This window comes from Algoriphagus aquimarinus (genome assembly GCF_900112005.1).
Lineage (GTDB): Bacteria > Bacteroidota > Bacteroidia > Cytophagales > Cyclobacteriaceae > Algoriphagus > Algoriphagus aquimarinus.
In genome coordinates, this window is sequence record NZ_FOKK01000001.1 from 484,595 (window position 1) to 510,898 (window position 26,304).

Here is a 26,304-nt window from a genome sequence, read left to right on the forward strand (position 1 = left end):
TCGTTATTTCGAGCCATGGAATTACAATACCTGCTAGACGGGTTAGCTGAAGGCTTACAGAATATGACTTGGCTGGAAGCTTTTGCAGTATTTTTTGGAATTGCCTCGGTGTTTTATTCTATGAAGGAGCACATCTGGGTGTACCCGACAGGGATTATTTCCACACTGATCTATGTTTGGATTTGCCTGCAGTACAAGCTGTACGCCGATATGGGAATCAATGCATATTATTTCGCCATGTCTATATTTGGCTGGTATGTGTGGACTCATCCCAAAGAAGGAAAAGCTGAATTACCCGTCACCTGGCTTAAAGCTAGTGGTTGGGCAGTTTCAATAGGCATTTTTGCGGTTTCATACTTTATTCTATCGTATGTATTGGTCAATTTCACGGATAGCGATGTGCCTTATTGGGATTCTTTTACGACAGCTTCGGCATTTGTAGGGATGTGGTTGATGGCAAAAAAGAAAGTGGAAAACTGGATATTTTGGATTATAACTGATTTGGTTGCTGTACCGCTATATTTCTACAAGGGCTTAGTTTTGACATCATTTCAATACCTTTTCTTTACTATTTTGGCCATTATGGGATTATTTGCTTGGATTAAATCTTCACGAAAAAATGCCTAGTCTTAAACGAATTTTAATCTTGGGGCCTGAATCCACAGGGAAAAGCACTTTAGCAGAAGATCTGGCTTCCTATTTTGGAGAACCTTGGGTGCCAGAATATGCTCGAGCATACTTAGAGGATTTGGGTAGAGAATACCGCTATGAGGACATGCTGAAAATTGGCGAAGGTCAAGTCGCTCTTGAGGATAAAATGGCTAAAACTGCTAAAAAGTATCTTTTTTGTGACACTGATTTGAGAGTTATCCACATTTGGTCGGAGCATAGATTTGGGAAGACTGATCCTTGGGTGTTGGGTCAAATTAAGAAAAGGAAATACGATTTGATCTTACTTACAGACACGGATTTGCCGTGGACTCCCGATCCTCAGCGAGAATATCCTGAGTTGGAAATGCGTAATTATTTTCTTGATCTATACAGCAATCTAGCTAAGCAAAGCGGTTTTCCTTATTACCTCATTTCTGGAAATAGGGATGAACGGCTCAAAAAAGCAGTTAAAAAGATTTAGTTTTAAGCCTTAACCCTAGTAAGACATGACTCGAAATATTTTATCCCTTTTTCTTTTGGTGCTCATTTTTTCCTGCGAAACAGCAGTAGAACAGAAGCCTTCAAAGCCAAATGTTATCCTAATCCTAGCTGATGATTTGGGGTTTGGAGAAGTGGGTTATCAAGGTCAAAAGAAGATCAAAACTCCGAATATTGATGCCTTGTCTAAAACTGGGATGGTGTTTACTAATCATTATTCTGGAGCTCCAGTTTGTGCACCTGCTCGATCTGTATTGCTTACAGGCATGCATATGGGACATTCTTACATTCGTGGCAATGATGCCATGAAAGAGCGTGGAGATGTATGGGATTATGCCAAAGCTTCCGCCGATCCCAACTTAGAAGGTCAGCGGAATTTGCCTGTAGATACAGAAACAATGAGCAAAATGCTCCAAAGGGCTGGCTATAAAACAGGTATCGTCGGAAAGTGGGGGCTAGGCGCTCCACTGACCGAAGGAATTCCAAATAACCTAGGTTTCGACTATTTCTACGGGTACAATTGCCAGCGTCAGGCACATAATCTTTATCCAACACACTTGTGGGAAAATAAGGAGAAGGTGATGCTGAACAATGAGCTTGTCATCCCTACTACGAAATTGGATGCTGGTTCCGATCCGAATGACCCAGCTAGTTATGCCAAATATGAGCAGAATGATTATGCTCCAGATTTGATGCATGAGAAGGCGTTGAGTTTTATACAAGAGAATAAGGATGAGCCATTTTTCCTTTACTATGCATCTCCTCTTCCACATGTTCCATTGCAGATTCCAGGTTCGGATAGAGAAGGATACATTGCTGAACTAGGTACAGAAGATCCATATGATGGGAAGAAGGGTTACTTTCCAAATCAATATCCAAATGCTACTTATGCTGCGATGATCACGAAGTTGGATCAGCAGATTGGAGAGATCCGAGCGAAGTTGATAGAGTTGGGGTTGGAGGAAAATACTATGATCATCGTCACCAGCGACAATGGCCCAACTTATACCGGAGGAGTGGATTTTGATTACTTCGAGAGTTCTGCGCCTTTTACCAATGGTTATGGAAGAACAAAAGGATTCGTCTATGAGGGTGGGATTAGAGTTCCCATGCTCGTGAGCTGGCCGGGCACAATCAAACAAAGCACTTCAGATCACATTTCAGTTTTTTACGACATTTTCCCTACACTAGCTGAATTAGTAGGCATGCCTATTTCTGAAGAACTGGATGGTAAAAGCTTCCTTCCAGAGCTATTAGGCAAGGAGCAGGAAAAGCATGAATATCTCTATTGGGAATTTCCAGAAACGGGAGGCCAGCAGGCAGTGAGAATGGGAAATTGGAAAGCCGTGAGACAAAATATAGTGAAAGAAAACAACCTCGATATAGAGTTGTATGATCTTTCAAAAGATATTTTAGAGCAGAATAATATAGCTGCTCAGCATCCGGATTTGATCAAGAAGTTTGAGGAGATTATGGCAAAGGAGCATGAAGTTCCCGTAGTTAGCACCTTCAGAATGGCTGCCTTGGGCGATTAATTGCATTGCATGCAATCTGATTGATTACCATTTTCCCAATGAAAGCGTAGCCGCTTCTACTAATCTCATCATGTCAGGATGAGCGTTGTTATTTAGGATAATGATGGTTTTGCTTTCTTCCAAAAATCGAACAATAATCGTGGAGTAGCCTGGATTTCCTCCGGTATGCATGACCATTTTCCCGAAGGGGCTTTGGGGTTTGATCTCCCAGCCAAAACCGTAATAGCTGCGGGTACCATCATTTAACTTAAAGGCAATATATGCCTCCTCCATAGTTTCTTTGGTGACGAGCTTCTCTGTATAAAGCGCTTGATCCCATTTCAACAAGTCCTGGGCACTACTACTTACCCTTCCTGGCCCTTTTCTGTTGCCAAGCCATACGGTGTAATCTGAGGAATGAAATGTATTTGCATTGACATAATTGCCATTTTCATCCTTTTGGTGACCTGCAGCAAAAGTCTGAACCTTTGCTTTTTCCTCCAGAGATCTGATGGCAGTATTTTTCATTTTTAGCGGATCAAAAATCCAAGCTTTAGAAAGTGCTATAAAGTCTTCACCGGTTACTTTCTCTACCAAAGATGCCAGCATGACATAGCCTGTATTGCTGTACTCATATTTGTCACCTGGATCAAATGATTTCACAGGAGCATATTTCCGTAAGTATTCGAGAATGTCTTGGTTGCCTGCTACCTTACTTTTGTCCCAATGAGTATCCATGACAGCTTGATAATCCGGCAAACCGCTGGTATGGGTGAGCAGGTGGCGGATAGTAATATTGGGATAAGGGATTTCTATGTAGTTGGAAAGCTGATCATCAAAATCCAGCAGACCTTTCTCCTTACATATCATGATCATCATGGCTGTGAATTGCTTGGAAAGCGAGGCTAATTCGAAGATGTCATCTTCATGAAGCAAAATCCGATTCTCGTATGTACGCATTCCCATGGCTTCCTCGAAATGAATTTTCCCATTTTCTGCAACGAGAATTACACCTGAAAACCCTTCAGTTTTAGCTCTCTCAACGGCTTCTTTTAGGATTTTTTGTTGGGCAACTACATTAGCCTGGAAGGAAACAAGTGCCAAAAGTAAGAATGCGAGGAATCTGTTCATGACAAGGTGGTTAGTCAGGAATTTACAAAACCTTTTGCTATTGCACTAATCAGGTGCAAAGGCGCTTTATGATTAAAAAGTTGATAGGTATTTGTTATTAGATGTACTTGTTCATGTATACCTGTTTCGTATGCTATCCAGATTCATATCCAAGTCGATTGTCCCCTTCTTTGTTAAGAGTCTTTTCGCTTGATTAGTTTAATTTGCTCTTCTAACACTTCCTTAACAGCTTGGCTTTTTAGTAGCGCTCCTGTGAGTTCCATTATTTCATCTAATTACTCAGTTGGAATATTTAAAGTCGTCCTTATGGTTTTTGATGCTAGATGGCATGATTCGAACTATAGGTAACGTATTGATATAAGAGTGTTTCGGTTAAAAAAATCTAAAAAGAAAGCCACGGAAAAATCTCCCGTGGCTTTCAGTATTTACTAAAGGGTTTGGATTATTCCACGCCGCCTTTTCTAGTAGGAGAGCGTACAGCTGGCCATTCTGTTGGCTCACCGTTTCTCCCGATTGGAACTCTTACTTCTTTAGAAACCATTCCTTCTTCTTCACTTGCCATGTATACCATGATAGCTGCCATGATTACGTTGTTTTGAACATCGTCAAAAACAATTTTGTCATAAGTATCTAAGTTGGTGTGCCAAGTATAGTTGTAGTAAGACCAGCTCAAAGAGCTCAAAGAGAACGCTGGAACGCCAGCTGCCACGAAGGAAGCATAATCAGATCCACCGCCACCTGGATTGCCAGGGAATGTAGTTTCAATATCTCTAGTGATGTTTCTTGGAACTTTGGACATCCAACGACCTAGGTACTCATAGCTATCTACAAATCCTTGACCTGATACGTTAGCCACTCGGCCGGTACCGTTATCCTGGTTAAATAGAGCTTGGATCTTAGGCATCATTTCAGGATGATCTTCTACGAAACCTCTAGAGCCATTCAAACCTTGCTCTTCAGAACCCCAGTGACCTACTATGATTGTTCTCTTAGGATTAGGATATACTTCTTTCAATACACGCATTACTTCCATCATCATGATGGTACCTGTACCGTTATCAGTTGCTCCTGTACCGCCATCCCATGAGTCAAAGTGAGCGGAAAGCATCACATACTCGTCAGGCTTTTCAGTTCCTTTGATTTCAGCAATCGTGTTGAAAGTAGGCACCATTCCATTTTCTTTGGATTGTGCGTTCAAATTAATCATTGGCTTCTCGCCACCTTCAGCTAATCTGAAAAGTAGGCCGTAGTCCTCAAGAGAAAGATCTACAGTAGGTACTTTTTTAGTAGAAGCAGAGAAAATTTTGTTCGCTCCGAATCCTTGAGACCAGTAAGAAGTGATAAGTCCTAGTGCTCCAGCATCTTCCAATGCAGTTGGCAAGTCTCTACGTCCTTTTCCTGTTTTTTGAAGTCTTTCGTTCCATTCTCTAGCAGAAGCAGTACGATCTTCTTTCATTTTTGCGAATGATTCCTCAGTCGCAAATTCTTCCCAATTGTAATCTGGACGACCAGTCAACTGAGGAGCAGAAATCATTACGTATTTGCCTTTTACAGATGGAAGCCATGCCTTGAAAGCTGCTTCATCAGCTAAATCTGGTATAACAACTACTTCGCCTTGAGCTCCGCCTTTTGGTGAAGAGGGACTCCATGCTAGTTGCATTCCAGCTAGAGATCTAGTCCAAGGAGCCACCATATCGATGTGCGTGATTCCTCTTTCCCAGCCTCTCCACTCGCCCCATTGCTCGTTGCGTGCTTCGATACCCCAACCTTTGTATTTGGCTACTGCCCAATCGTGTGCTTTCTGCATTTGAGGAGAACCAACCAGTCTTGGTCCGATTCCATCCATCAATTCATGTCCGATTTGCTTAAGTTGGGAGTTTTCAGTTTCCTCTTTGATGATTTTATCAATCACCTCGTCTTGAGCTTGGACATTACTGCCTAGGAGCAGCATCAAGCCCATGCCTAATAAGTATCTCTTTTTCATATGTTAATATTTGGTTTTTTTTTATTCCTAAAATTATGATTTGCTGGTATCATTTCCGCGCCGTTGGTGGATTTGTACGGGTGTTGATGGAGTTGTCCTATAGGTTTTGAACCACTTGGCATGGATTTCCAAAAGCTAATACATCGTTTGGAAGGTCTTTGGTCACTATGGATCCAGCTCCGATAGTGACGTTATCACCAATTTTTACTCCTGGGAAAATCACCACATTTCCACCTATCCAAACATTGTCTCCAATGATAACAGGCTTGGAAAAGGTGTGATAGCGAGTGTGATCGCCTTGTTGATAGATTCTGTCGGATGCTTTGATCGGATGAGTTGCTGTATAGATTTGAACCATTGGAGCGATCAAGCCATTTTCTCCTATTTTGATCAGATTATCATCGAGGAAAATGCAATTTGAATTAATAAAGGTATTATCGCCTATCTCTATATTTTCCCCATAGTCACAAAAAAATGGAGCTTCAATCCAAACGCCTTCTCCTTTTTTTGCGAGTAACTCCTCCAAAATTTTATCTCTTTCGATTAGCTCGCGCGAGTCCAGCGTGTTGTATCTAAGCAAAAGTGCTTTCGCCGTATGGTACTGTTCCAAAAGTTCTGGATCACGAGAATTGTACAATTCACCTGAGAGCATCTTTTGTTTTTCAGTTTTATGAAGCATACAAGCCTAATTTCTAGAATTTATGAATGGTCTACTTACTTGTTGCCTTCAAAATAATTATGGAAAAATAGCAGCTGGTACTGCACGGCATCTCTCCAGTAATCCCAAGAATGACCTCCTGGGCCTGTCATGAATGTGTGTGGAATGTTGTTGTAAGCTAGTTTTTCATGGAGTTTCACATTTACATTGTAAAAGAAATCCTCTGTTCCGCAGCTGATGATCAACTTCAGTTTATTTGCGATCAGACGATTGCTTTGAAACATCACAGAGTATTCCTCCCAGCGAGCAGGATTTTCAGCTTTGGTACCTAGGTATTTTTTCATCTCCCAATTTTCAGGAAAAGGTGCAATGTCCACTCCACCACTGAGACTTCCTGCCGTACCATAAGTTTCCTGATGACGGAATGCGAGATATAATGCCCCATGTCCACCCATGCTCAAACCTGTAATGGCTCTTCCTTCCCGGCTATCAATCGTGCTGTACTTTTGGTCTATGAACTCCACCAATTCTTTTCCTACATAGGTCTCATACTTGGAGCCCTCTACTTCTGGACTGTCCCAGTACCAGCTTCCAAAATTCCCATCAGGCGTCACGATGATTAGATCATACTGATCTGCATAATTCTCCAGTTGTGGAACTTGATTTAACCATGCTTTATAATCCCCCGAATACCCATGAAGTAAATACACCACGGGATATTCTTTGGAATCGTTGTAATCTTTTGGTGTGATCACGACTGCCTTAATCTCCTTTTGCATAGCTGCGCTGAAAGTAGCAACGGTATCTACGCTGGCAAGCGTAGGAAGCGATAGCAGGAAGAAAAAAGTAAGTGCTAGTAGGAGGGTGAACTTGTGTTTCATTTCAGAGTCTGAATAAGGTGAATGGGAAGGTTAAGTGTAGTCTAGGCAAATATATTGATCAGATTTTTCTTAAAATATTCTGCGCTCTCTTTCACACTTTGAATGGGGTTCTGCGCGAAATTACCGCCTTGCTCTATGTAGTAATATTCCATTCCAGACATAGCTGCATCAGGGAGGATTTTGGTGTAATCTATGGATCCATTTCCCATCTCGGTGTAGTCTCGGCTGATTTTGTCCATATCCTTGATGTGCCACATGACAAATCGGCCTGGCGCTTCCATGAAAAGCTCATGTGCTGTGCGAGGAGAGCTGTGAGCTACCCAGTACAGATCTATCTGAAGTTTGACTAATTCCGGATCAGTATTGTGCAGAATAATATCGTATCCCATTTCACCATTGTGATCAATAAATTCAAAATCGTGGTTGTGGTAGGCAAAGCCGAGTCCAGCTTTATTCACACGCTCACCTATCAAATTCAGCTTATCAGCTAGGATTTTAAACTTTTCTATGGAGCGAGATTCAGGGTCGAGCCAAGGCCAAGTGATATACTTTTGTCCCAATGCATGAGCACCTTCAATGCTCTGATCCGTATAGCGAATAAGCTCATCTGTAGTGCCGTTGAAATACTTGATAAAATCGTAATGCCCACTTGTGCTTTGAAGGGAATTGTCTTCCAACACCTTCTTGAAATCAGTTGCTGGCATGCCATAGAAACTTTGCGTAGCTCCATCATATCCGTAGGTTTCGGTATCCTGATAGCCAAAACCAGCGATAGTTTTAAGGGCTTTCTTTGGATCCTCAGCCATTGGGGCTCTAATGGTAAAGAGCTGCAGCCCCATTTTGTAGGGCTTTTTTTGTGAAAATTTGAAACTGGAAAGACCAAAACTTGCGACTGATAGCGCAAATCCTGATTGCTTGATAAAATTTCGGCGGTTAAGCATGGGTTTAGGTTTGAGGTAAGAATTCAGCCTTCAAGATAGGGAGTTTGCTTATTCTTTAACTAAAGATTGCACATTGCTGGAAGTGGTAAACCGCCTTTTATCTGAATTTTCTGACTCCAAAAAGGCATAATTTTATGTGACATAGTCTCTTTATATCCAGTAGTCTGGTGCCTTTCTAGTAGTAGCGGTAAAGAATAATGTGGATTATTATAAGACTGAGTATTCTACCTAATTAGGCCTAAATTGAAAACAGATCCTACAAATTATGCTGTCAACACTTACATTTTCCTTACTGACGTTTGCCTGTACTTCTTCCCCATTCGCCAAGAATGATATTGATTTCACTCTGGAGTTAAAAGACACTTTAATCTATACTAATCCTGTTTTTGAGCCGGTGTTGGCAGATCCATCAGTAGTGAAAGTTGGAAATGAATTCTTTGCTTACGGCACAGAGGACAATTGGGGTGATGAAGGAGGCTATCATTTAGTAAGTGTTTTGAAATCAACCGATTTGGTTCATTGGGAATTGCTAGGCAATTCTTTGGATAAGAAGCCAGATTGGAAAGATCGGGGTGGCATTTGGGCTCCGGACGTTACTCAGGTAGGAGAACAGTTTTACATGTACTATTCCTTTTCCACTTGGGGAGATCCTAATCCCGGAATCGGTTTGGCAATTGCAGATAAGCCTGAAGGGCCATTTGTAGATCAAGGGAAAGTATTTGACTCTGATGAAATAGGCGTAGCCAATTCTATTGATCCGTTTTTTATGGAAAATGACGGGAAGAAATATCTGATCTGGGGAAGTTTCCATGGCTTGTATCTTAACGAATTGACAGCTGATGGCAAAAAACTGATTGGAGACAAAATCCAACTTGCTGGAAATCACCTAGAGGCTGCCTATGTCTATGAAAAAGGAGGATATTATTATCTTTTTGGCTCAGCAGGTACCTGTTGTGAAGGAGTAAGTAGTACTTATAAAGTTTTGGTCGGTAGATCAGAGCATTTATCAGGGCCTTACTTAGATCAGGAGGGTAATAGTTTAATGGATTCCGATTCAGGGACTTTAGTAATTGGAGCAAACAAAGGCGACATTGGTTATGCTGGCCCGGGTCATAATGCTGAAATAATCACGGATAAGGCTGGTAATGATTGGCTTCTTTATCATGGCATGGCCAAGAAAAGGCCCAAACTTGCCAATGGCACAAATCGACGGGTTTTGCTTTTGGATAAAATAATATGGTCAGATGGCTGGCCGAGTATTGAGGGCAAGCAGCCTAGTTTTAGTTCTGGGCCATCTCCTGTTTTGGAATAGATTTATGCAAAGATCTGAAAAAGAAGCAAATGAATATTTGAGTTGAGGTTGGAGACATTGGCGAATTGCCTCAGATAATCAGGCTCATTTTAGATTTTCATTATTACCTTGGGATTTAAAGTCAATATTTATTTCAATTACATTAACCCAAACCTATTATGAAAAAGACCTACACTAGAAACACTACTAAGATAAAGCCTAGTTTGAAGCAAGGAGTTGCCCTTTCAGGGACGTTCATTGTCCCAAAACCTGCTAGTAATGTTAAAAAACCGCTTTAAATCAATTCTGGCACTAGTTATATGTGCTGGGCTGATTTCTTGTACTACTGGAAATGATTCCAATAATTCGGTCACACTAGTTGATCGAATCCCTACAGAATATACAAATCAATTTTATGTCAGCAATCGGGCGCCTTTGGCGCCCAGTGCGCTGATCAAACTTCCTGTTGGCTCGGTGAAGCCTGAAGGATTTCTCAAAGAATATCTTATTCGTCAGAAAAATGGATTAACCGGAAATCTAGGGGAAATCTCTGCCTGGCTTCAGAAGGACAATAATGCATGGCTTTCCAAAGACGGTACAGGTGAATGGGGCTGGGAAGAAGTGCCTTACTGGCTGAAAGGCTATGCCAACATAGGCTACATCATGAATGATCAGCGCATGATCGATGAATCCATGATCTGGCTGGAAGCTGTGCTTACTAGTCAGAGAGAAAATGGAGACTTTGGCCCAAAACTTATGGATGGAGATCATCCTGATTTTTGGGCAAAAATGATCATGCTTTATTGTTTGCAGTCCTATTACGAATACTCGCAGGATGAGCGTGTCATCGCTTTGATGACCAACTATTTCAAGTATGAGTTGACGGTTCCTGATGATGAATTTTTAGAAGGATACTGGCAGCGACTGCGTGGAGGAGACAATCTTCACAGTGTTTTATGGCTTTACAACCGAACTGGAGACGATTTTTTGCTAGAGTTGGCGGAGAAAATCCATCAAAACACCTCAGATTGGGCAGGAAGAGATTTACCGATTGACCAGGTTAGGAATTACTACGAAGTGCGCGATGGAGGTGAAGTCCCGGATTGGTATCGTGATCAGGTAGATTGGCACAATGTGAATCATGCTCAGGCTTTTCGTGAGCCAGCTCAGTATTACTTGCTGACGAAAAACGAGAAAGACCTTCAGGCGACTTATGAAAATTTTAAAATCATCCGTGAGCATTTCGGTCAGGTTCCTGGCGGAATGTTTGGCTCAGATGAAAATGCACGCCCTGGGTATGCGGACCCGCGCCAAGGTGTAGAAACTTGCGGAATGGTGGAGCAGATGAACTCAGATGAGCATTTGCTGAGAATCACTGGCGATCCATTCTGGGCAGATCATGCCGAGGAAGTTGCATTCAATACGTATCCAGCTGCAGTAATGCCTGATTTTAAATCGCTGCATTACATCACCTCACCGAACATGGCTGTACTGGATGCTGAAAACCACTCACCAGGAATTGCTAATAGCGGCCCGTTCTTGATGATGAATCCTTTTAGCTCTAGATGTTGTCAACATAATCACGCACAGGGATGGCCGTATTTCATAGAAAACCTCTGGATGGCGACGCCTGACAATGGCGTAGTGGCGGCGATGTATGGAGCGAGCAAAGTGACTGTGAAAGTCGGAGATGGCATTGAAGTGAACATCGAGGAAACCACACATTATCCATTTGATGAGGAAATCAAGTTTACGTTGAATACAGAAAAAGCTGTTGAATTCCCACTTTACCTACGTATTCCAGCTTGGGCAAAGGGAGCTTCGATCACCGTGAATGGTGAAGTAGTGAAAGACAATATTTCTGGAATTGGCTATGCGAAGATCAGTAGAACCTGGATAAATGGAGATCAGGTTGCATTAACTCTTCCAATGGAAATCCAGACTAAAATTTGGGAGAAAAACAGCAACAGCCTGAGTGTAAGCCGAGGTCCTTTGACTTATTCTTTAAAGATTAGAGAGAAGTATTTCAAAAAAGACAGTGACCAAACAGCCATTTGGGATTCTAAATGGCAAAAAGGAGTAGACACGAAGAAGTGGCCTTCTTGGGAGATTCACCCGGTGACGGATTGGAACTATAGTTTGGTAGTGGATGAAAATGATCCAGCCTCTTCATTTGAAGTGATGAAAGGACATTGGCCGAAGTCTGATTTTCCATTCTCACTGGAGGAAGTTCCGATTAAAATCGTGGCCAAAGCCCGACAGATTCCAGAATGGCAATTGGATCAATACGGACTGGTGGGAGAATTGAAAGACCTGCCAAAGACTTCCGATCAGCCGGTGGTGGATGTGACACTAGTGCCCATGGGTGCTGCCAGATTGAGAATCACAGCTTTTCCACAGCTTTTGCATAGCAATAACTAATAAACCTATACTTATGAAGAACACACTGATAATCGGAGCCTGCCTGCTTTTTGCGCAGCATATTGCGATAGCTCAAACGAGCCAATACAAACCTGTAGAAGGTAAAATCATGACCGAATGGGCTGCTCAGGTTACTCCTGAAAATGTCCATCAGGAGTATCCTAGACCTCAGATGACTCGTTCAACTTGGGTGAATTTGAATGGACTGTGGGATTACGCGATCAAGGCAAAGGGTCAGGTAATTCCTACAAGTTTTGACGGTGAAATTCTTGTGCCATTCGCGGTGGAATCAGCACTTTCGGGTGTGGGGAAAACCGTGGGTAAGGACAATGAATTGTGGTACAACACGACTTTTTCCACTCCAAAAAAATCAAGTAAGGACAAAGTGCTATTGCATTTCGGAGCTTCTGACTGGGAAACGGAAGTCTTTGTCAATGGGAAAAGTATAGGGAAACACCGTGGAGGTTATGATCCTTTTGACTTTGATATTACAAATCATCTGAAATCGGGCAAGTCGCAAACTTTGCAGGTACGTGTATGGGATCCGAGTGATGAGGGACCTCAGCCTCGCGGCAAGCAGGTTAATAACCCGAATGGCATTTGGTACACTCCTGTGACTGGTATCTGGCAAACAGTATGGCTAGAAACTGTACCGGCAGCCTATATTTCTGGATTGAGAAATGCATCAGATATTAAAAGCAAGGAGATTATAGTCACTCCAGAGATTGTAGGAGCTACTGCTGGTCAACAAGTGAAAGTATCGGCTTGGAAAGACGGAGTAATGCTCGCTGAGCAGACAGTAAAGCCTTCGGAAACAGCGAAGTTGGCGATCAGTGATGCACAGCTTTGGGCTCCGGGAAATCCAGTGCTTTATGATTTGAAAGTAGAATTGGTAGAAGGAAAGAAAATAGTTGATGCAGTGGGAAGCTATGCGGCTTTGAGAGAAATCAGCATGGCTACAGATGAAAATGGTATTCAGCGAATGATGCTGAATGGAGAGTTCTTGTTCCAATACGGTCCACTAGATCAGGGATGGTTCCCAGATGGTTTGTACACTGCGCCTAGCCATGAAGCTATGGTTTTTGACATTCAAAAAACGCAGGACATGGGTTTCAACATGATCAGAAAGCATGTGAAAGTGGAGCCTGCGACTTGGTACCATGCCTGCGACAAAATGGGCATGCTGGTATGGCAGGATATGCCAAGTGGAGATATGGGGAATGGTTGGGAAATGAAGCTTGCCGTGTTGGGTAGCCAAACTGACAAAGACAGAACTCCAGAGTCAGAGGCGATTTTTAGGGAAGAATGGAAAGAAATCATGGATGATTTTTATAATTTCCCTTCCATCGTTGTCTGGGTGCCTTTCAACGAAGCTTGGGGTCAGTTCAAAACCAAAGAAATAGCCGACTGGACAAAGATCCATGATTCATCTAGATTAGTGAACTCTGCCAGTGGAGGAAACTTCGAAATGGATGGAAGCAAGATCGCCGGTGATATCATCGATTTGCACAATTATCCAGATGCAAAAATGCCAGATCCGAAGATTTACGGTAAAGATAACATCCTTGTTCTGGGTGAATTTGGCGGATTGGGACTTCCTGTGGATGGACACGTTTGGCAGCAAAAAGATAACTGGGGTTATCAGAGTTTTAAGAATCAGGAAGAGCTTTACGCTCGCTATGAAGGTCTGATTACAAGATTGGGAGAATTGGTAGAAGCAGGGCTTTCAGCGGCGGTTTACACGCAAACCACGGATGTAGAAGTAGAGACTAATGGACTAATGACTTACGATAGAAAAGTCATCAAATTCGATGTGTCAAAGATGAAAAGCATACATTCCCCTTTATATAAAAAGTGAGCGCATGAATAATCATTTCAATAAAATCTTTGGTGCAGCCGCGCTGGGGATTTTCTTATACAGCTGCGAAAGCAAACCAAAAGAAGAAATCAAAGCCGAGGAAACTGTGCAAGAGCAGGTTTTTGGCACAACTTTTCAAAACAAAAAAGTGGAAACATACGAGATCAAAAATGCCACGGGCATGAAAATGAAAGTCACCAACTTCGGTGCAAGAGTAACCAACCTTTGGGTTCCGGATAAAGATGGAAATCTGGTAGATGTAGTATTGGGATTTGAGACCCTGGATGAATATTTAGCAAGTAGTGAGAAATACTTCGGTGCTGCCATCGGTCGCTATGGTAACCGGATTGCAAATGGAAAATTCACGCTTGACGGAGAAGAATATACCTTGCCTCAGAATAATAATGGACAAACGCTTCACGGCGGTCCAGGCGGAATGGATTATGTGATTTGGGATGTGGAAAAGTCAGGAGAAAATGGATTGATCTTTAGCTACACTTCTCCAGATGGAGAGGAAGGTTTTCCTGGAGAGCTGAAAGTGAAAATGATCTATACGATTACTGATGACAATGAATTCAAGGTCTCTTATGAAGCAGAAACTGATAAAGCGACTCCGGTGAATTTGACGCATCACTCATTTTTCAACCTGAATGGTGCTGGAAATGGAACTGTGCTGGATCATACCCTGCAGCTGAATGCCAGCAAATACACGCCTGTGGATGAAGTCTTAATTCCTACGGGTGAGATTCCAATTGTGAAAGGAACTCCTTTTGACTTTACTACTGCTACTAAAATCGGTGAAAGAATCGACCAAGAAAATGAGCAGTTGAAATTCGGAGGCGGATATGACCACAACTGGGTACTGGACAAATCGGGAAATGACCTGACTCAAGCGGCGGTGATCTCATCACCACAAACTGGAATTGAGATGGAAGTATGGACTACCGAGCCAGCTATCCAATTCTACAGCGGTAATTTCCTAGATGGAACGATCAGGGGAAAAGGCGGGAAAGTCTATGAGTTGAGATCTGCATTCTGCCTGGAAACTCAGCATTATCCGGATTCTCCGAATCAGCCGAATTTCCCATCTACGATCTTGAAACCGGGAGAAAAATATGAACAGACTTGTATCTATAAGTTTGGGACGAAGTAATAGCGGAAAGCCATCCTGATCAGGGTGGCTTTTTTAGTAGGTTTACTGATAGAGTGGTAAAGGGTTAAAACCTCTAAAAATAGACTAGACGATCTCTAAGAAACCATATTCCGTCGAGAGATTTAAGCCTTCAATTTCTTCTTTGTGTTTGATGAGCAGCTGTTCCAAGAAGGCATTGCTTTGATTGCCTGTTCTTAACAAAACTACTTTAGGTGGGAAACCTTTTGCAGTTGCGAGGTTTAAAAAATCATCGTCATTAGTCACAATAATCATGTCTTTTTTGAACGCAAAATTCCATATCTCTACATCTGTAGCAGGCACGTAGAGCCCTATATTATCTACATGATAGCAGGAATCAAAGTGTGATTTGAGTGTTTTTGTTAACCGCCAAGACAAATTTGCATCTAATAGCAGATCCATTCTATGCAGCAACGATTTTGATAAAAGCTTCTCTATTGGCAGCAAAAGCCAATGCAGCCAATATATGCTCTTCCTTTAACAATGGGTAATCTTCTAGTATTTCAGTATTGTTCATACCAGATGCCAGCCACTGTAGAATATCAACAATGGCAATTCTAGTTCCCTTAATGCACGGCTTTCCGAAGCGGATATTAGGATCTATTGCAATATGTGATGCGAGTTTCTCCACAGAATGAAAGTAAGGAAAATATATGTTAACATAAAACTCAAATAAATTACTGGCTCAAATAGTTCTGCCCAAATATGGTTGGATGTATTTCCTTCCTAATGGGTTTAAAGCAATACTAAATGAGGCTTTTGTTACTATCGCTTTTGTCGATCATTGAGTCCAGCGAAACGGTTTTGAATTTCTCTTCCATAATTATTTGCCTATTAATTCAGCATTTAAGCTTCATACAAAGTATGTTAAGCAGAAAGCCACCCAGTATAACTAGATGGCTTTTATATATTTTATTACTGAGAAAGAAGATTAAATTTTCAATCCAAGTAAGCCTTCACCGCTGCTGCGCGAGAAGTAGCATGTGTTTTTAACTGATTGATGGCGGATTGAAAATCAGAGCTGCCATTGAGGAAGGTGTGACCTGCTATTTCCTTTGTTGCATAAGGAGATACTAACGCTCCGTAACTGGTATACAAATTTTGCATTGCAGTAGCTTCAAATGCTCCGTTTACCACTTGCTCTACATAGGAATCGTAAATCGCTCTATAGTTAGCGTCTGCATATAAATAGCCAATCAATGGCCAACTTGAAGAACTCAAATTAGAAAAATTAAGCGTTAAAGAGCCTTGATTACCCTCTTGAAGCGACTCATTATTGTCCCAAGGAATCCAGGTGAGCTTGTTGTTCTCCGGATTGTTATAGAGGAAGTAATTATGAGTCATTCTACCGTAGGTATCCCAGTTTTGGATCACCGTATTCGTCGCCAAGTATTTTAGGAAGGTATCTGTGTCAAATACTTTTTCCAAGTTTGATCTCCAAGCAGCTGGGTCAGTCGTTCGCGATCCATCGTGTAGAATGGCAAATAGACTTTCTATATCCGACCAGTCGGCATCATCCTCATTTGTCTCTTTGACAAAGTCAGCTTTGCTAAATGATCCGCTGGAAAAACTTGCTCCATCGCCATCAGGCTTATAGAGATTGCCATCATTATCCGAAAACTGCGAATCGATAACTGTATCGTCGACTTCCTCTACAATCGTGTACACTCCAAAATATACTGGGCCATCTCCATGATCTACATATACTTCGTAGATGGCTGTATGTGAACTTACAAGACCAACATTTCTGAAAATATCTGCCGCCACTTTTTCACGAAGCATAGACCTGTCATTGTAATTATTTTTGAGGCTGAGCTTTTTGAACCCGTAGAAGCGCTGATTTTTGATTTGAGGATAATCATCTTCGAATTCATCAAAATCCAGCTTAAATGACAATTTCAGATTTCCTGACTGCCAGGTATTTTGTAAGCTTGAATTTCCCTTAAATCGAACGCCTACTCTATACCACTCCTTGCCTTCATAAAATACCTCAGCAGGAACAAATATTGGGTTTTCATCAGAAAATGAGCCGCCATTTCTAGTGCCAAAAGTTCCGTACAGACTCTTCATATCAGCTAGCATACTTGCCCAACGGGTGGAAGAGATCACAATATCCAATCTCTTTACGCTATTGTCTTCAAATACTTCTTCAAAATCCGGGTCTGCATCATTGCTGTGTGTCTCAACCGTCCAATCCGTAGGTTCGAATTCCGTATCATCTACTTCTTCAATTATCTCTTCAGGTAAAACATCAGAGTCCACAGTATCGCTACAAGAACTCAGAACACTTAGGAACAGAAATAGGATAGGCAGTATCCGTAGGAACTTTGTCTTTTGATTTAACATATCTAATTTTGATTAACTTATTGTTTTCTGATTAGACGGCACAATTGTTATTATCCCTCGCAGGTTGGAAATATTTTGTAAAAATGTCTGCAATGAGAGCCCTTAATACTTTTAGAAAAAGTGTAGCCTAACACAGTATGTATTGATGTTTTAATCATCCAGGAAAAGATTCACATTCAAAACTTTTTTTACTCCTACCCATAATTCCCAACTCTTTCCAGATTTGAATCTTATTTTTGACGTAATGAAAATTTTGCTGATCGAAGACGAACTTGACTTGGCCGAAGCTATTAGGACTTCTCTGGAAAAAGAGTTGTTTCTGGTAGAGCATGCGTCTGATTTTGCATCTGCCTTGGAGAAAGTTTCGCTCTATGAATATGACTGCATTTTGCTGGATATTATGCTACCTGGTGGTAGTGGAATGGATATTTTGGCGAAGATGAAGAAAAAGCAAGGCGGAGAAAATGTGATCATCATCTCCGCAAAGGATTCGTTGGATGACAAGCTAGAAGGGTTGGATTTGGGAGCTGATGATTACTTAACCAAGCCATTTCATATCGCGGAGTTAAATGCTCGAATTAAAGCCGTTTTTCGCAGGAAAAATCTCCAGGGTAGCAACTTGATTGAAATCAAAAATACGATCGTTGATCTAAATGAGCGGGAGTGCAAAGTGGATGGCAAACTGATTGAATTGAATCGAAAGGAGTTTGATATCCTGAATTATTTTCTGCTAAATAAAAATCGTCTAATCACTAAAAATGCACTTGCAGAGCATGTCTGGGGCGATCATATCGATCAAGCCGACAATTTTGACTTCATCTATTATCAGATAAAAAACCTTCGGAAAAAGCTTCAAACGTCCAATGCCCAAATCGAAATTCAGTCGGTTTATGGTGTGGGTTATAAACTCACCGAACTGTGAAACTGCTCAATCAGTCCATTAAGTACCTGTCCGTTTCAATCTTGCTGATTGTGAGTATTTGGTCGGCTATTTTTTACTTCAATATGCTGGACGAAATTCACGACAGCATCGATGATGGATTGGACAATTACAAACTTCTGATTATTAATAGAACCGAAGATGACGAGCAAATTTTTGAGCAAAAAGGTTTCGAAGAGGGAAATTTTACAATTGATCAAATTTCTAAAGAAGAGGCTCTCGGAATGCGAGATTACTTTACTGATACGCTGCTTTACATGCAAAATGAAGATGATCTGGAGCCAGTTCGGATGCTGACTTCGGCTTTCAAGCACGGAGAAGATTATTACCAATTGACTGTTTTCAACTCCACGGTAGAAGAAGATGATCTCATTGAAGATCTTTTATATTCTATTGTTTGGCTGTATATCATTTTGGTGGTGAGCATAGTTCTGATCAATAATGTAGTGCTGAAGCGGCTGTGGAAACCTTTTTATAAGTTGCTATCAGATTTGAAAGCTTTCAGGATTGACAAAGAAGATCCTGTTCCTGTTGTCGAAGGCGATACCAGAGAGTTTAAGGAGCTGGAAAGTGCGGTAAACTCACTGATTTTTCATGCTCGGGAAACCTATTCCAATCAAAAGAGATTTACCGAAAATGCTTCACACGAGCTTCAAACTCCACTTGCGATTATTTCTACCAAACTGGAATTACTGCTGGAAAAGGAAAGTCTCAATTCCGAAAGTGCAGATCACGTTGCCCAGATTCTTCAGGTTATTCAGAGATTGACTCGACTGAACAAATCCCTGCTGCTGCTGTCCAAAATCGAGAACAAGCAATTCTTAGAGAATTCACCTATTTCAGTCAATCAAGTCGTAGCTCAATCAGTGGAGGATCTGGAAGAATTTGCAGAGTTCAAGGAAGTAAAAACCACTGTGGATAACTCATCGGAGATACAAGTAAAAATGGATGAAAGTCTAGCTTCTATTCTGGTTAGTAATCTGATCCGTAATTCAATTTTTCATAACCTAAAAGGTGGTAATGTCACAATTACACTTGTGGATAACACTTTGATAATTTGTAACACTGGTAAATCTGAATCATTAGATCCAGAGAAAATTTTTACACGATTCCATAAGGAAACCAAGAATAGTAGCAGTTCAGGACTAGGTCTGGCAATTGTGGAGGCAATCTGTAAACTATATGGCTTTGAGGTTTCGTATAGATTTGACGGAGCACACTGTTTTGAAGTGAATTTTGGGTGAAAGGTTGAAAAGTGGTAAAGTTAGGTTGTGGATAACTCAATAAATGACATTCTGAATTCAAAGTAAAAACCTGTAGTCTTTAATTCATGGCTATTTTGTTTCCCGCAGACTTCCGATGAAAAATTGCGCGGATTATATCTGTTTCCCACTTTTATCTATAAATAAAATCCGCGTCAATCTGCGGGAAATTTTCCCTTATTTTTTTTAAGTTCTTAGTGGTTTTTAAAAAGGAAATCCAACTTCTGGAGAAGCAGGATAGCTAAGTTGGGTATTTGACAAGGAGTATCATCTAAACATTTGAGGTCTGGGAAAAGACCTCAAATGTTAAAAAATTGCGCCGTTTCGAGAGAATTTTTTTCATCTCCCTACAGATTCCCAATTGTTTCCAGAATCCCCCTTTTTCTTTGAGGTATAAATTAAAACTATACGATAATGAAAAAGCAATTCACAATCCTCGCCACAGCAATTACTTTAATCTCTACAGGCACTTTCGCTCAGGATATCAATCCTAACCAAGTACCTTCTGTAGTTGCAAACTCTTTCAAAAGAGAATTTCCAAAAGCTTCTGACATCGAGTGGGAACTGGATGGACAAAATTACAATGTAGATTTTGAAATCGGCTGGGGAACGGATCATGAGATATGGTATGACGCTGCAGGCTACATGCTGAAGCATGAGGAGGAAATCCCCAAAGGTGAACTTCCTAAGTCGGTTGCTACCACAATCGACTCTGAGTTTAAAGACCTAAGAATCGACGAAGCAAAGAAAATCACAGAAGGTAAGCAAGTCACCTACGAAGTAGAACTTGAGAATTTCACTGAAGAATGGAAAGTCTTTTTCTCCAGCACTGGTGAAGTCCTTCACAAAATCAATGACTAATCGCTAGTCATCGCCGCTTTTCCTTTTTGCCAACCTCTCTTTGCTCTCTTTTCACATTCGATTACCATGTTTAAGAATCTTATAATTTCTGCATTTCTACTTCTTATCACACTTTCTTTTGCGCAAGCTCAAGAAGAGAAGAACAAGGAAGTGAAGTCTTCAGGGGGATGGTTTGAAAAAATCCATTTGGGTGGCTATATGCAAGTTCGAAACAATGGACTATTTCAGACCAATTCAAATCTTGAATGTGAGCAATGTGATGAGGCTTGGGGGGGAGAGCAGAATTCCCTTTCGCTGCGAAGATTGCGATTCAAAATCTATGGCCAGATTCATCCACGTGTGTTTTTCTACTTCCAGCCTGATTTCTCCAAGTCAGTTACTGGAGCACATAATGTAGGTAAAGTGAAAGATGCATTTGTGGATTTGGGATTGGATAGAAACAATGAATTCCGACTTCGCGTCGGGCAAAGTAAGGTTCCTTTTGGCTATGAAAACCTTCAGTCGAGCAGCCAGCGACTCCCGCTAGATCGAGATGATGCACTAAATTCTGGTCTCAAAGACGAGCGGGATTTGGGCGTATTTTTCTATTGGGCAAGTAAGCAGAAGAGATCTCTGATGAAAGAATTGAAAAAGGATGGGATGAAGCATTCAGGAAATTTTGGGGTCTTTGCCTTGGGTATTTACAATGGACAAACAGCCAATCATCCGGATAAAAATGGCAAATTTCACGTGGTGACACGTTTTTCCCTTCCTATAGAAGTAGGAAATCAGGTGATCGAACCAGGGATTCAAGCCTATACTGGAAAGTATGTATTACAAGAAACTAGCCCGGAATTGAACGCTCAAGAAGGAAAGGAATACACTGATCGCCGAGCGGCAGCATCTTTTGTGTTGTATCCCAAGCCTTTTGGAATCCAAGCTGAGTACATGATCGGTCAAGGTCCAGAGTTCAATACAGAAACGCAGAAAATTGAGGTTCAAAACCTACAAGGTGGTTACGTGACTTTTTCGTATATCATTGGTGAATTTATCCCATTTACTCGCTTACAGTATTACGATGGAGGCAAAAAGCATGAGTTGGATGCGAGAAGCTATACGGTAAAAGAACAGGAGCTTGGCCTAGAATGGCAGCCGAATAAAGCCTTTGAATTGGTTGCGATGTACACCTTTTCCAATCGTCGTTATGAAGATTTTCAGTTTCAGGATAATCATCAAGCAGGAAGCTTGTTGAGAATTCAGGCTCAATTGAATTTTTGAAACACTTCTATTGCAAAAAAAAGTACCTGACGCAAAGGTCAGGTACATTGTAATTAGGGGTGTATATTCTTACTAAGGCCGATTAGTCTTTTCTCTGAGGACGTTCTTGGCTTTTCTTCATTTTAGCATATTTCGCTTGCTGATCTTCTGTCAAAGTAGCATTCAGTTCTTCGTCCATTTTCTTTCTGCTTTCCTGAGCGGTTTTTCTATCCTTCATAGCATCTTCATATTTCTCATGAATCGCTGTCCATTCTACTACTTGCTCAGTAGATAGGTTAAGTTCTGCTGTTGCTTTTTTGATCATTTCCTCAGTAGTAGGTGGCTCTGGTCTTTGACCTTGTCCCTGAGCTGGTCTTTGTCCTTGTCCTTGAGCAAATGCAATGGTGGATAAACATACCATGCTGATAATCATTACTAACTTTTTCATTGTTTTTGGTTTAGATGTACTATTAGTTTAATGAGAAGCTTCAATTACTGCTTTGTGAACAGTATAAAAACTACTTTTTTGCTTGAATTTGTAATAGAGCGCTGCTCCCAAGGCGAGGAGTAAAACGCCTAAACTTATGACTAGGTAGTTGGTATCTGTACCAGAAATGGCTGAGACAAACTGATCCCCTTCAGCTAGCACTCTTGCCTCATGCTGATTGTCATTATCGAGAATAAATTGATTGGAGGTTTCACCATTTCGCACGATCCCAAACAGACTCTGATTCTTGTAGATATCCTTAAAGCTTTCACTTTTGACAAATACTTCGCTGATCTCTGCCGGCACGCCTTCCAACTCAAAAACTACTGAAAATGCATGTCCAAGTTTCACATAGGTATTGCTGATAACTGCTGGATTGTCTTGATTGAAGACCAGCTGAAAATTGGCTTTCATATGCTCGATCACCAACCGTTGAAACTCCTCTGGAGTGGCGTAGGAATTTTGTCCGTAGATAGTTTGCACCTCATATTGAAGAGCTGTCAAAGATGTGTTGAATTGAAAAACCCACTGTCCTTCCGATCGTTCTATCAGCATCGCTGTGGAAATGTCGGACTGATGCGCAGTAGCATAAAAGCTGACTAAGAAAAGCCCTATAAATAGTTTCCATTTCATGTTCTCGTTGATTAAATGTCTCAATGAATTGCTTTTTACTTGGCGTATGCACCAGCTAGACAAGGCAGGAAGCTATTTGTCCCTGGAGCAGCCACATGATAGTGGTAACCTCTAATCTCATCTGTGTGTCCTCGGCATTCATCCAAGTCTGACGGTTCATTGCCAGCAGCATCCAAGCGCTCATAGATGCCATGTCCATCCATTGCGTATCCTATCATCGCTGAATGCTTGTCTGCTTGGTCGATTTTGGTAGAAACCCCAGTTGCAGCGTGGTAGTGATAGCCTGCGTGCAAATTGATATGTCCGCCTGCATCATCAAATGGAGCAAGGGTGTACGCTCCTAAGATGGCATCTTGTGGCGCCGGAGCATCGAATACTATTCCATTAAACGCTATTCCTCTCTGTGAAGGGCCTGACAAATCAGGACCAGGACGTCCGCCAGTTGGCCTATTGCCAACAGCTTTACGATCTCCTGCAGGTGGACCCTCACGGCGTTCACCAAGAGGTGGGCCTGCTCCATCTGCTGGTGGTCTGCCGCCTCCCATTCCGAAGTATTTTGGAGAATCCAGCATCACTGGAGTCACTGGAATCAAATAGGTTTGAGTGATATTTGCGACGTAAGAAGGAAGGCATTCCACACAGAAGTTTTTGTACTCCTCTCCTACATTTGGGTTGGCAGCATTTTCACAATCTTCAATCGTTTCGGTCTTATAAATATTCCCGTCAGCATCATACATGTGCCAAGTATCATCATTGTAAAAGGAAGCCATATTTTCTATAAAAGCCCCATCTACATCATATACTTCACCATCCTTCATCCATATACCACCTGCTTCTGCGTCGTCCGAAATATTGTCAGGACACCAAGGACCCATTTCATGGTCAGTCGGAAGACCTTTTGCCACGATTTGATAGCAATCGGTGGCTGTTCCATCAGAAAGAGTACAAGGAACCTTCGTCACAGTAGTACCTTCTAGAAACAAAGCAGGATCTACCTCCACCACATTGCCTGAGTTTTCAGTAGCAATTCTATCAATTCTAGAAATACTAGCGATCCATACTACAGAGCAGATCAATAAGGAAATCAGAATAATTACTTGTGCTTTTTTCATGTCTATTATTACTTACTACTTCTATAGACGTGAAGGAATTCAGCATCCCTCGCAGGAGCTTATATTTCTTTAAAAAATCTCCCTAGCTCATCAAAAAGACAGATCGGCATGGCACTATTATTCTTGAAAAATAAAAAAAGCGTAGTTGGTGACTACGTTTTTTAGTATGGATGAATCCTTGAATTGTTAAGATCAATTAATCTTCTATTTCCTTGCCTACGGCAAAAGGCTCAAGTTCCTCATTGATGATATTTTCGGTGACATGATTGATGTAATTACTCATGGTTTTCAAAGAAATACCCACTATGATTTCCATCACGTTTTCAGGTGAGAATCCAGCATTATAAAAAGTCTCCAAATCTTTAGCATCGATTTCTCCTCGGGTTCTGGTGAGCTTTTGCGTGGTCGCAACTAAGGTGTTTAATCGAGGATCTGCGATTTCCTTGAATTTTCTAACAGCATTCAGAACAGAAGAAGGCATTCCGTTAGCCTTTGAGGCACGGGTATGTGCGGCAGTGCAATAGGCGCAATCATTCACCACGCTTACTGCCAATAAAATAAGGTGCTGCTCTCCAGTAGTGAAAGAGGTTTTTGAAAATGTGTTGAATAGGCCCACATAGCCTTCTATAGCTGCAGGAGCTCCGGCCATGTACCTAAATAAGTTTGGCAACATCCCGTATTTTTTCTCCCCGTACTTTAATAATTCTTTAGACTCCTCAGGTGCACTTTCAATGCTGTGCTTAACAAACTTTTTCATGTTTTAGTGATTAATAGTATTGGCTTAAAATATATTTTAGGATGAAAATCAAGTCTGTTGATTCTTTTCTTGAAGCAAGCTTTTATACGCTCAACTCGGCACTGAAATCCAGGCCAGTTTTCACAGTATTGATGGAAATACATCCTTTTTCTGCGATTGCAATTAGCTTTTCGATCTCTTCTCGGCTTTCAGGTTTTTGACATGTTACTCCAAGATGAACCGCTGTAAATCTGGGCGCTCCTTCCTCAGCTAAGGTTGCGCTGACTTCTACAGACAGACCTTCTACCTCAATTCCGCGAGACTGTGCAGCTGCAAACAAGGTGCTGCAGAAGCATCCTCCTATTCCGATAAGCATGTGTTGACCTCCCATGAGACCAAGTCCCCCACCTCCTTTTTCTATAGGTCTATCTACGAAAATGCTGTGATTGCCTACCTGAGCTTCGACTGCAGTTGCTGAACTTTGAGCTAGATTAATGGATAGTTGTGCCATGGTTGGGTGTTTATTTATGTTGAAATAATTAATTGTTTTAGGATTAGGAGCTTCATCAAAAGTCGAGTGAGGATGATTAGATTAAAGCTCCATTTGCGCCGATGACCTGACCGGAAATCCATTTGGAATCATCAGTGGCTAGAAACAAAACAACTTTTGCTATGTCGCTAGGCTGTGCTAGTCTCTTAAAGGCATTCATACTCTTGAGCTGCTCTATAAATTCTTGTGATTTCCCAGAAATAAATAAGTCGGTTTCTGTAGGTCCAGGGGCGATTGCATTCACAGAAATTCCTCTGCCTATTTCCTTGGAAAATACACGGGTCATTTGCTCCACAGCCGCTTTGGAAGCTGAATAAAGCGCATAGCTTGGAAGCATCAATTTCACGGTACTGGATGAGAAATTGATGATATTTCCATTGTCAGCGAGTTTACTATTTGCCTCTTGGAGAGTGTTGAAAATCCCACGCACATTCACATCAAACTGCCTACTGAAATCTTCCTGCGTATTGTCTTTCAACAACTTGTTTTCCATGATTCCCGCATTATTTACCAGCACATCTAGTTTACCAAAATGTGCTAGCGTTTGATCAAATAATTGGATCACTTCTTCCTTGTTGCTTACATCTGCCTTGATGGCAATCGCTTCTCCACCATTATTCCTAATTGTCTCTACCACCTCCCTGGCTTTGTCTTCACTGTTTGAGTGATTGACAACTATTTTCGCGCCTTCTTTGGCTAAGGTCATGGCGATTTCTTTACCTATTCCCTTAGACGATCCCGTCACTAGGATTACTTTGTCTTTTAACTTCATATCGTTTTTAGTCTATAAATGGAAAAGATGGATAGGACGACAGCGATGACCACGAGAACTGGTTTGACTTCTGCCCTTGCATAAAATTCCAAGCCTATTGCAGATATCATCGTGACCAATAAAAAGCCAAAGGCCAGTCTTCCATGCAAGTTTTTTTTGGTGATAATAAACAGGATAAGTAAGACTGCTATGCCCGATTCAGCTATTCCTGTGAAAATCCGAAACAAATCCGCATCAATCGATAGCGCAGCTCCGAACTCTTTAAATCCCGCTCTGCTTTGCTCCTTTCCCAGTAATTTGGGAATGGCAAAGAATAGCATTATAGCTGCAGAAATGCCTGTGATAAAGTAGTCTAGTATCTTTTTCAAAT

Annotated in this window: 26 protein-coding genes; 11 read left to right on the forward strand and 15 right to left on the reverse strand. The window is 41.4% G+C overall.

What is annotated here, in order from left to right; all coding sequences use genetic code 11:
* The first annotated feature begins 15 nt into the window (after positions 1-15).
* Genes pnuC through BM291_RS02160 form a run of 3 tightly spaced genes read left to right on the forward strand, consistent with a single transcriptional unit; the run spans position 16 to position 2,684 of the window.
* Positions 16-627, forward strand: coding sequence for a nicotinamide riboside transporter PnuC (pnuC, locus tag BM291_RS02150; RefSeq protein WP_092894523.1), 612 nt, complete (start codon positions 16-18; stop codon positions 625-627).
* Positions 620-1,132, forward strand: coding sequence for an AAA family ATPase (locus BM291_RS02155; RefSeq protein WP_092894524.1), 513 nt, complete (start codon positions 620-622; stop codon positions 1,130-1,132). Before pnuC ends, BM291_RS02155 begins: the two co-directional genes overlap by 8 nt.
* Positions 1,133-1,157: 25 nt before the next feature.
* On the forward strand, positions 1,158-2,684 hold the full coding sequence (locus BM291_RS02160) for an arylsulfatase (RefSeq protein ID WP_092894525.1): 1,527 nt from the start codon (positions 1,158-1,160) through the stop codon (positions 2,682-2,684).
* Positions 2,685-2,708: 24 nt separating this feature from the next.
* Here BM291_RS02160 and BM291_RS02165 read toward each other — a convergent pair whose 3' ends face one another.
* From BM291_RS02165 to BM291_RS02185, 5 genes are all read right to left on the reverse strand, one after another.
* Positions 2,709-3,794 (reverse strand): serine hydrolase domain-containing protein, encoded by a 1,086-nt coding sequence (locus BM291_RS02165; RefSeq protein WP_092894526.1) that lies wholly within the window; start codon positions 3,792-3,794, stop codon positions 2,709-2,711.
* Between the two features lie 442 nt (positions 3,795-4,236).
* The gene (locus BM291_RS02170) at positions 4,237-5,778 is read right to left on the reverse strand and encodes a M20/M25/M40 family metallo-hydrolase (RefSeq protein WP_092894527.1); all 1,542 of its coding nucleotides are present in this window, start codon (positions 5,776-5,778) and stop codon (positions 4,237-4,239) included.
* A 97-nt stretch (positions 5,779-5,875) separates the two neighbouring features.
* On the reverse strand, positions 5,876-6,457 hold the full coding sequence (locus BM291_RS02175; RefSeq protein WP_092894528.1) for a sugar O-acetyltransferase: 582 nt from the start codon (positions 6,455-6,457) through the stop codon (positions 5,876-5,878).
* 35 nt (positions 6,458-6,492) lie between these two features.
* On the reverse strand, positions 6,493-7,317 hold the full coding sequence (locus BM291_RS02180) for an alpha/beta hydrolase (RefSeq protein ID WP_092894529.1): 825 nt from the start codon (positions 7,315-7,317) through the stop codon (positions 6,493-6,495).
* A gap of 41 nt (positions 7,318-7,358) precedes the next feature.
* Entirely contained in the window at positions 7,359-8,258 is a 900-nt protein-coding gene (locus tag BM291_RS02185; RefSeq protein ID WP_217647279.1) for a sugar phosphate isomerase/epimerase family protein, read from the reverse strand.
* Between the two features lie 265 nt (positions 8,259-8,523).
* Between BM291_RS02185 and BM291_RS02190 the strand changes: the two genes are divergently transcribed.
* From BM291_RS02190 to BM291_RS02205, 4 genes are all read left to right on the forward strand, one after another.
* The gene (locus BM291_RS02190) at positions 8,524-9,570 is read left to right on the forward strand and encodes a family 43 glycosylhydrolase (RefSeq protein WP_092894530.1); all 1,047 of its coding nucleotides are present in this window, start codon (positions 8,524-8,526) and stop codon (positions 9,568-9,570) included.
* Between the two features lie 258 nt (positions 9,571-9,828).
* On the forward strand, positions 9,829-11,970 hold the full coding sequence (locus BM291_RS02195) for a beta-L-arabinofuranosidase domain-containing protein (RefSeq protein WP_092894531.1): 2,142 nt from the start codon (positions 9,829-9,831) through the stop codon (positions 11,968-11,970).
* Positions 11,971-11,983: 13 nt separating this feature from the next.
* Positions 11,984-13,828 carry a glycoside hydrolase family 2 protein gene (locus BM291_RS02200; protein WP_092894532.1) on the forward strand — a complete coding sequence of 615 codons (1,845 nt, stop codon included), beginning with the start codon at positions 11,984-11,986 and terminating at the stop codon, positions 13,826-13,828.
* A gap of 4 nt (positions 13,829-13,832) precedes the next feature.
* The gene (locus tag BM291_RS02205) at positions 13,833-14,981 is read left to right on the forward strand and encodes an aldose epimerase family protein (RefSeq protein ID WP_092894533.1); all 1,149 of its coding nucleotides are present in this window, start codon (positions 13,833-13,835) and stop codon (positions 14,979-14,981) included.
* 84 nt (positions 14,982-15,065) lie between these two features.
* Here BM291_RS02205 and BM291_RS02210 read toward each other — a convergent pair whose 3' ends face one another.
* The 3 genes from BM291_RS02210 to BM291_RS02220 all read right to left on the reverse strand — a co-directional run bounded on the left by BM291_RS02210 (position 15,066) and on the right by BM291_RS02220 (position 17,345).
* Positions 15,066-15,401 carry a DUF5615 family PIN-like protein gene (locus tag BM291_RS02210; protein ID WP_092894534.1) on the reverse strand — a complete coding sequence of 112 codons (336 nt, stop codon included), beginning with the start codon at positions 15,399-15,401 and terminating at the stop codon, positions 15,066-15,068.
* A gap of 1 nt (position 15,402) precedes the next feature.
* Positions 15,403-15,630, reverse strand: a complete 228-nt coding sequence (locus BM291_RS02215; protein ID WP_092894535.1) for a DUF433 domain-containing protein — start codon at positions 15,628-15,630, stop codon at positions 15,403-15,405.
* Positions 15,631-15,938: 308 nt separating this feature from the next.
* Entirely contained in the window at positions 15,939-17,345 is a 1,407-nt protein-coding gene (locus BM291_RS02220; protein ID WP_092894536.1) for a CotH kinase family protein, read from the reverse strand.
* Positions 17,346-17,568: 223 nt separating this feature from the next.
* Between BM291_RS02220 and BM291_RS02225 the strand changes: the two genes are divergently transcribed.
* The 4 genes from BM291_RS02225 (at position 17,569) to BM291_RS02240 (ending at position 21,665) form a co-directional block, all read left to right on the forward strand.
* Positions 17,569-18,267, forward strand: a complete 699-nt coding sequence (locus BM291_RS02225) for a response regulator transcription factor (RefSeq protein ID WP_317045633.1) — start codon at positions 17,569-17,571, stop codon at positions 18,265-18,267.
* Positions 18,264-19,529 (forward strand): sensor histidine kinase, encoded by a 1,266-nt coding sequence (locus BM291_RS02230; protein ID WP_092894538.1) that lies wholly within the window; start codon positions 18,264-18,266, stop codon positions 19,527-19,529. The genes BM291_RS02225 and BM291_RS02230 overlap by 4 nt, the downstream gene beginning before the upstream one ends.
* A 432-nt stretch (positions 19,530-19,961) precedes the next feature.
* The gene (locus BM291_RS02235; RefSeq protein ID WP_092894539.1) at positions 19,962-20,408 is read left to right on the forward strand and encodes a PepSY-like domain-containing protein; all 447 of its coding nucleotides are present in this window, start codon (positions 19,962-19,964) and stop codon (positions 20,406-20,408) included.
* Between the two features lie 66 nt (positions 20,409-20,474).
* Positions 20,475-21,665 (forward strand): porin, encoded by a 1,191-nt coding sequence (locus tag BM291_RS02240; RefSeq protein ID WP_092894540.1) that lies wholly within the window; start codon positions 20,475-20,477, stop codon positions 21,663-21,665.
* Positions 21,666-21,747: 82 nt separating this feature from the next.
* Here BM291_RS02240 and BM291_RS02245 read toward each other — a convergent pair whose 3' ends face one another.
* From BM291_RS02245 to BM291_RS02275, 7 genes are all read right to left on the reverse strand, one after another.
* Positions 21,748-22,092: a hypothetical protein gene (locus BM291_RS02245; RefSeq protein ID WP_092894541.1), complete on the reverse strand. Its 345-nt coding sequence runs from the start codon at positions 22,090-22,092 to the stop codon at positions 21,748-21,750.
* 27 nt (positions 22,093-22,119) lie between these two features.
* Entirely contained in the window at positions 22,120-22,764 is a 645-nt protein-coding gene (locus BM291_RS02250; protein WP_092894542.1) for a hypothetical protein, read from the reverse strand.
* A gap of 35 nt (positions 22,765-22,799) precedes the next feature.
* The gene (locus BM291_RS02255) at positions 22,800-23,876 is read right to left on the reverse strand and encodes a YHYH protein (protein ID WP_092894543.1); all 1,077 of its coding nucleotides are present in this window, start codon (positions 23,874-23,876) and stop codon (positions 22,800-22,802) included.
* Positions 23,877-24,072: 196 nt separating this feature from the next.
* Positions 24,073-24,633: a carboxymuconolactone decarboxylase family protein gene (locus BM291_RS02260; protein WP_092894544.1), complete on the reverse strand. Its 561-nt coding sequence runs from the start codon at positions 24,631-24,633 to the stop codon at positions 24,073-24,075.
* An 82-nt stretch (positions 24,634-24,715) separates the two neighbouring features.
* The gene (locus BM291_RS02265) at positions 24,716-25,123 is read right to left on the reverse strand and encodes an OsmC family protein (RefSeq protein WP_092894545.1); all 408 of its coding nucleotides are present in this window, start codon (positions 25,121-25,123) and stop codon (positions 24,716-24,718) included.
* 76 nt (positions 25,124-25,199) lie between these two features.
* Positions 25,200-25,934: an SDR family oxidoreductase gene (locus BM291_RS02270; RefSeq protein WP_092894546.1), complete on the reverse strand. Its 735-nt coding sequence runs from the start codon at positions 25,932-25,934 to the stop codon at positions 25,200-25,202.
* Positions 25,931-26,302, reverse strand: coding sequence for a hypothetical protein (locus tag BM291_RS02275; protein WP_175499634.1), 372 nt, complete (start codon positions 26,300-26,302; stop codon positions 25,931-25,933). The genes BM291_RS02270 and BM291_RS02275 overlap by 4 nt, the downstream gene beginning before the upstream one ends.
* Positions 26,303-26,304 lie beyond the last annotated feature (2 nt).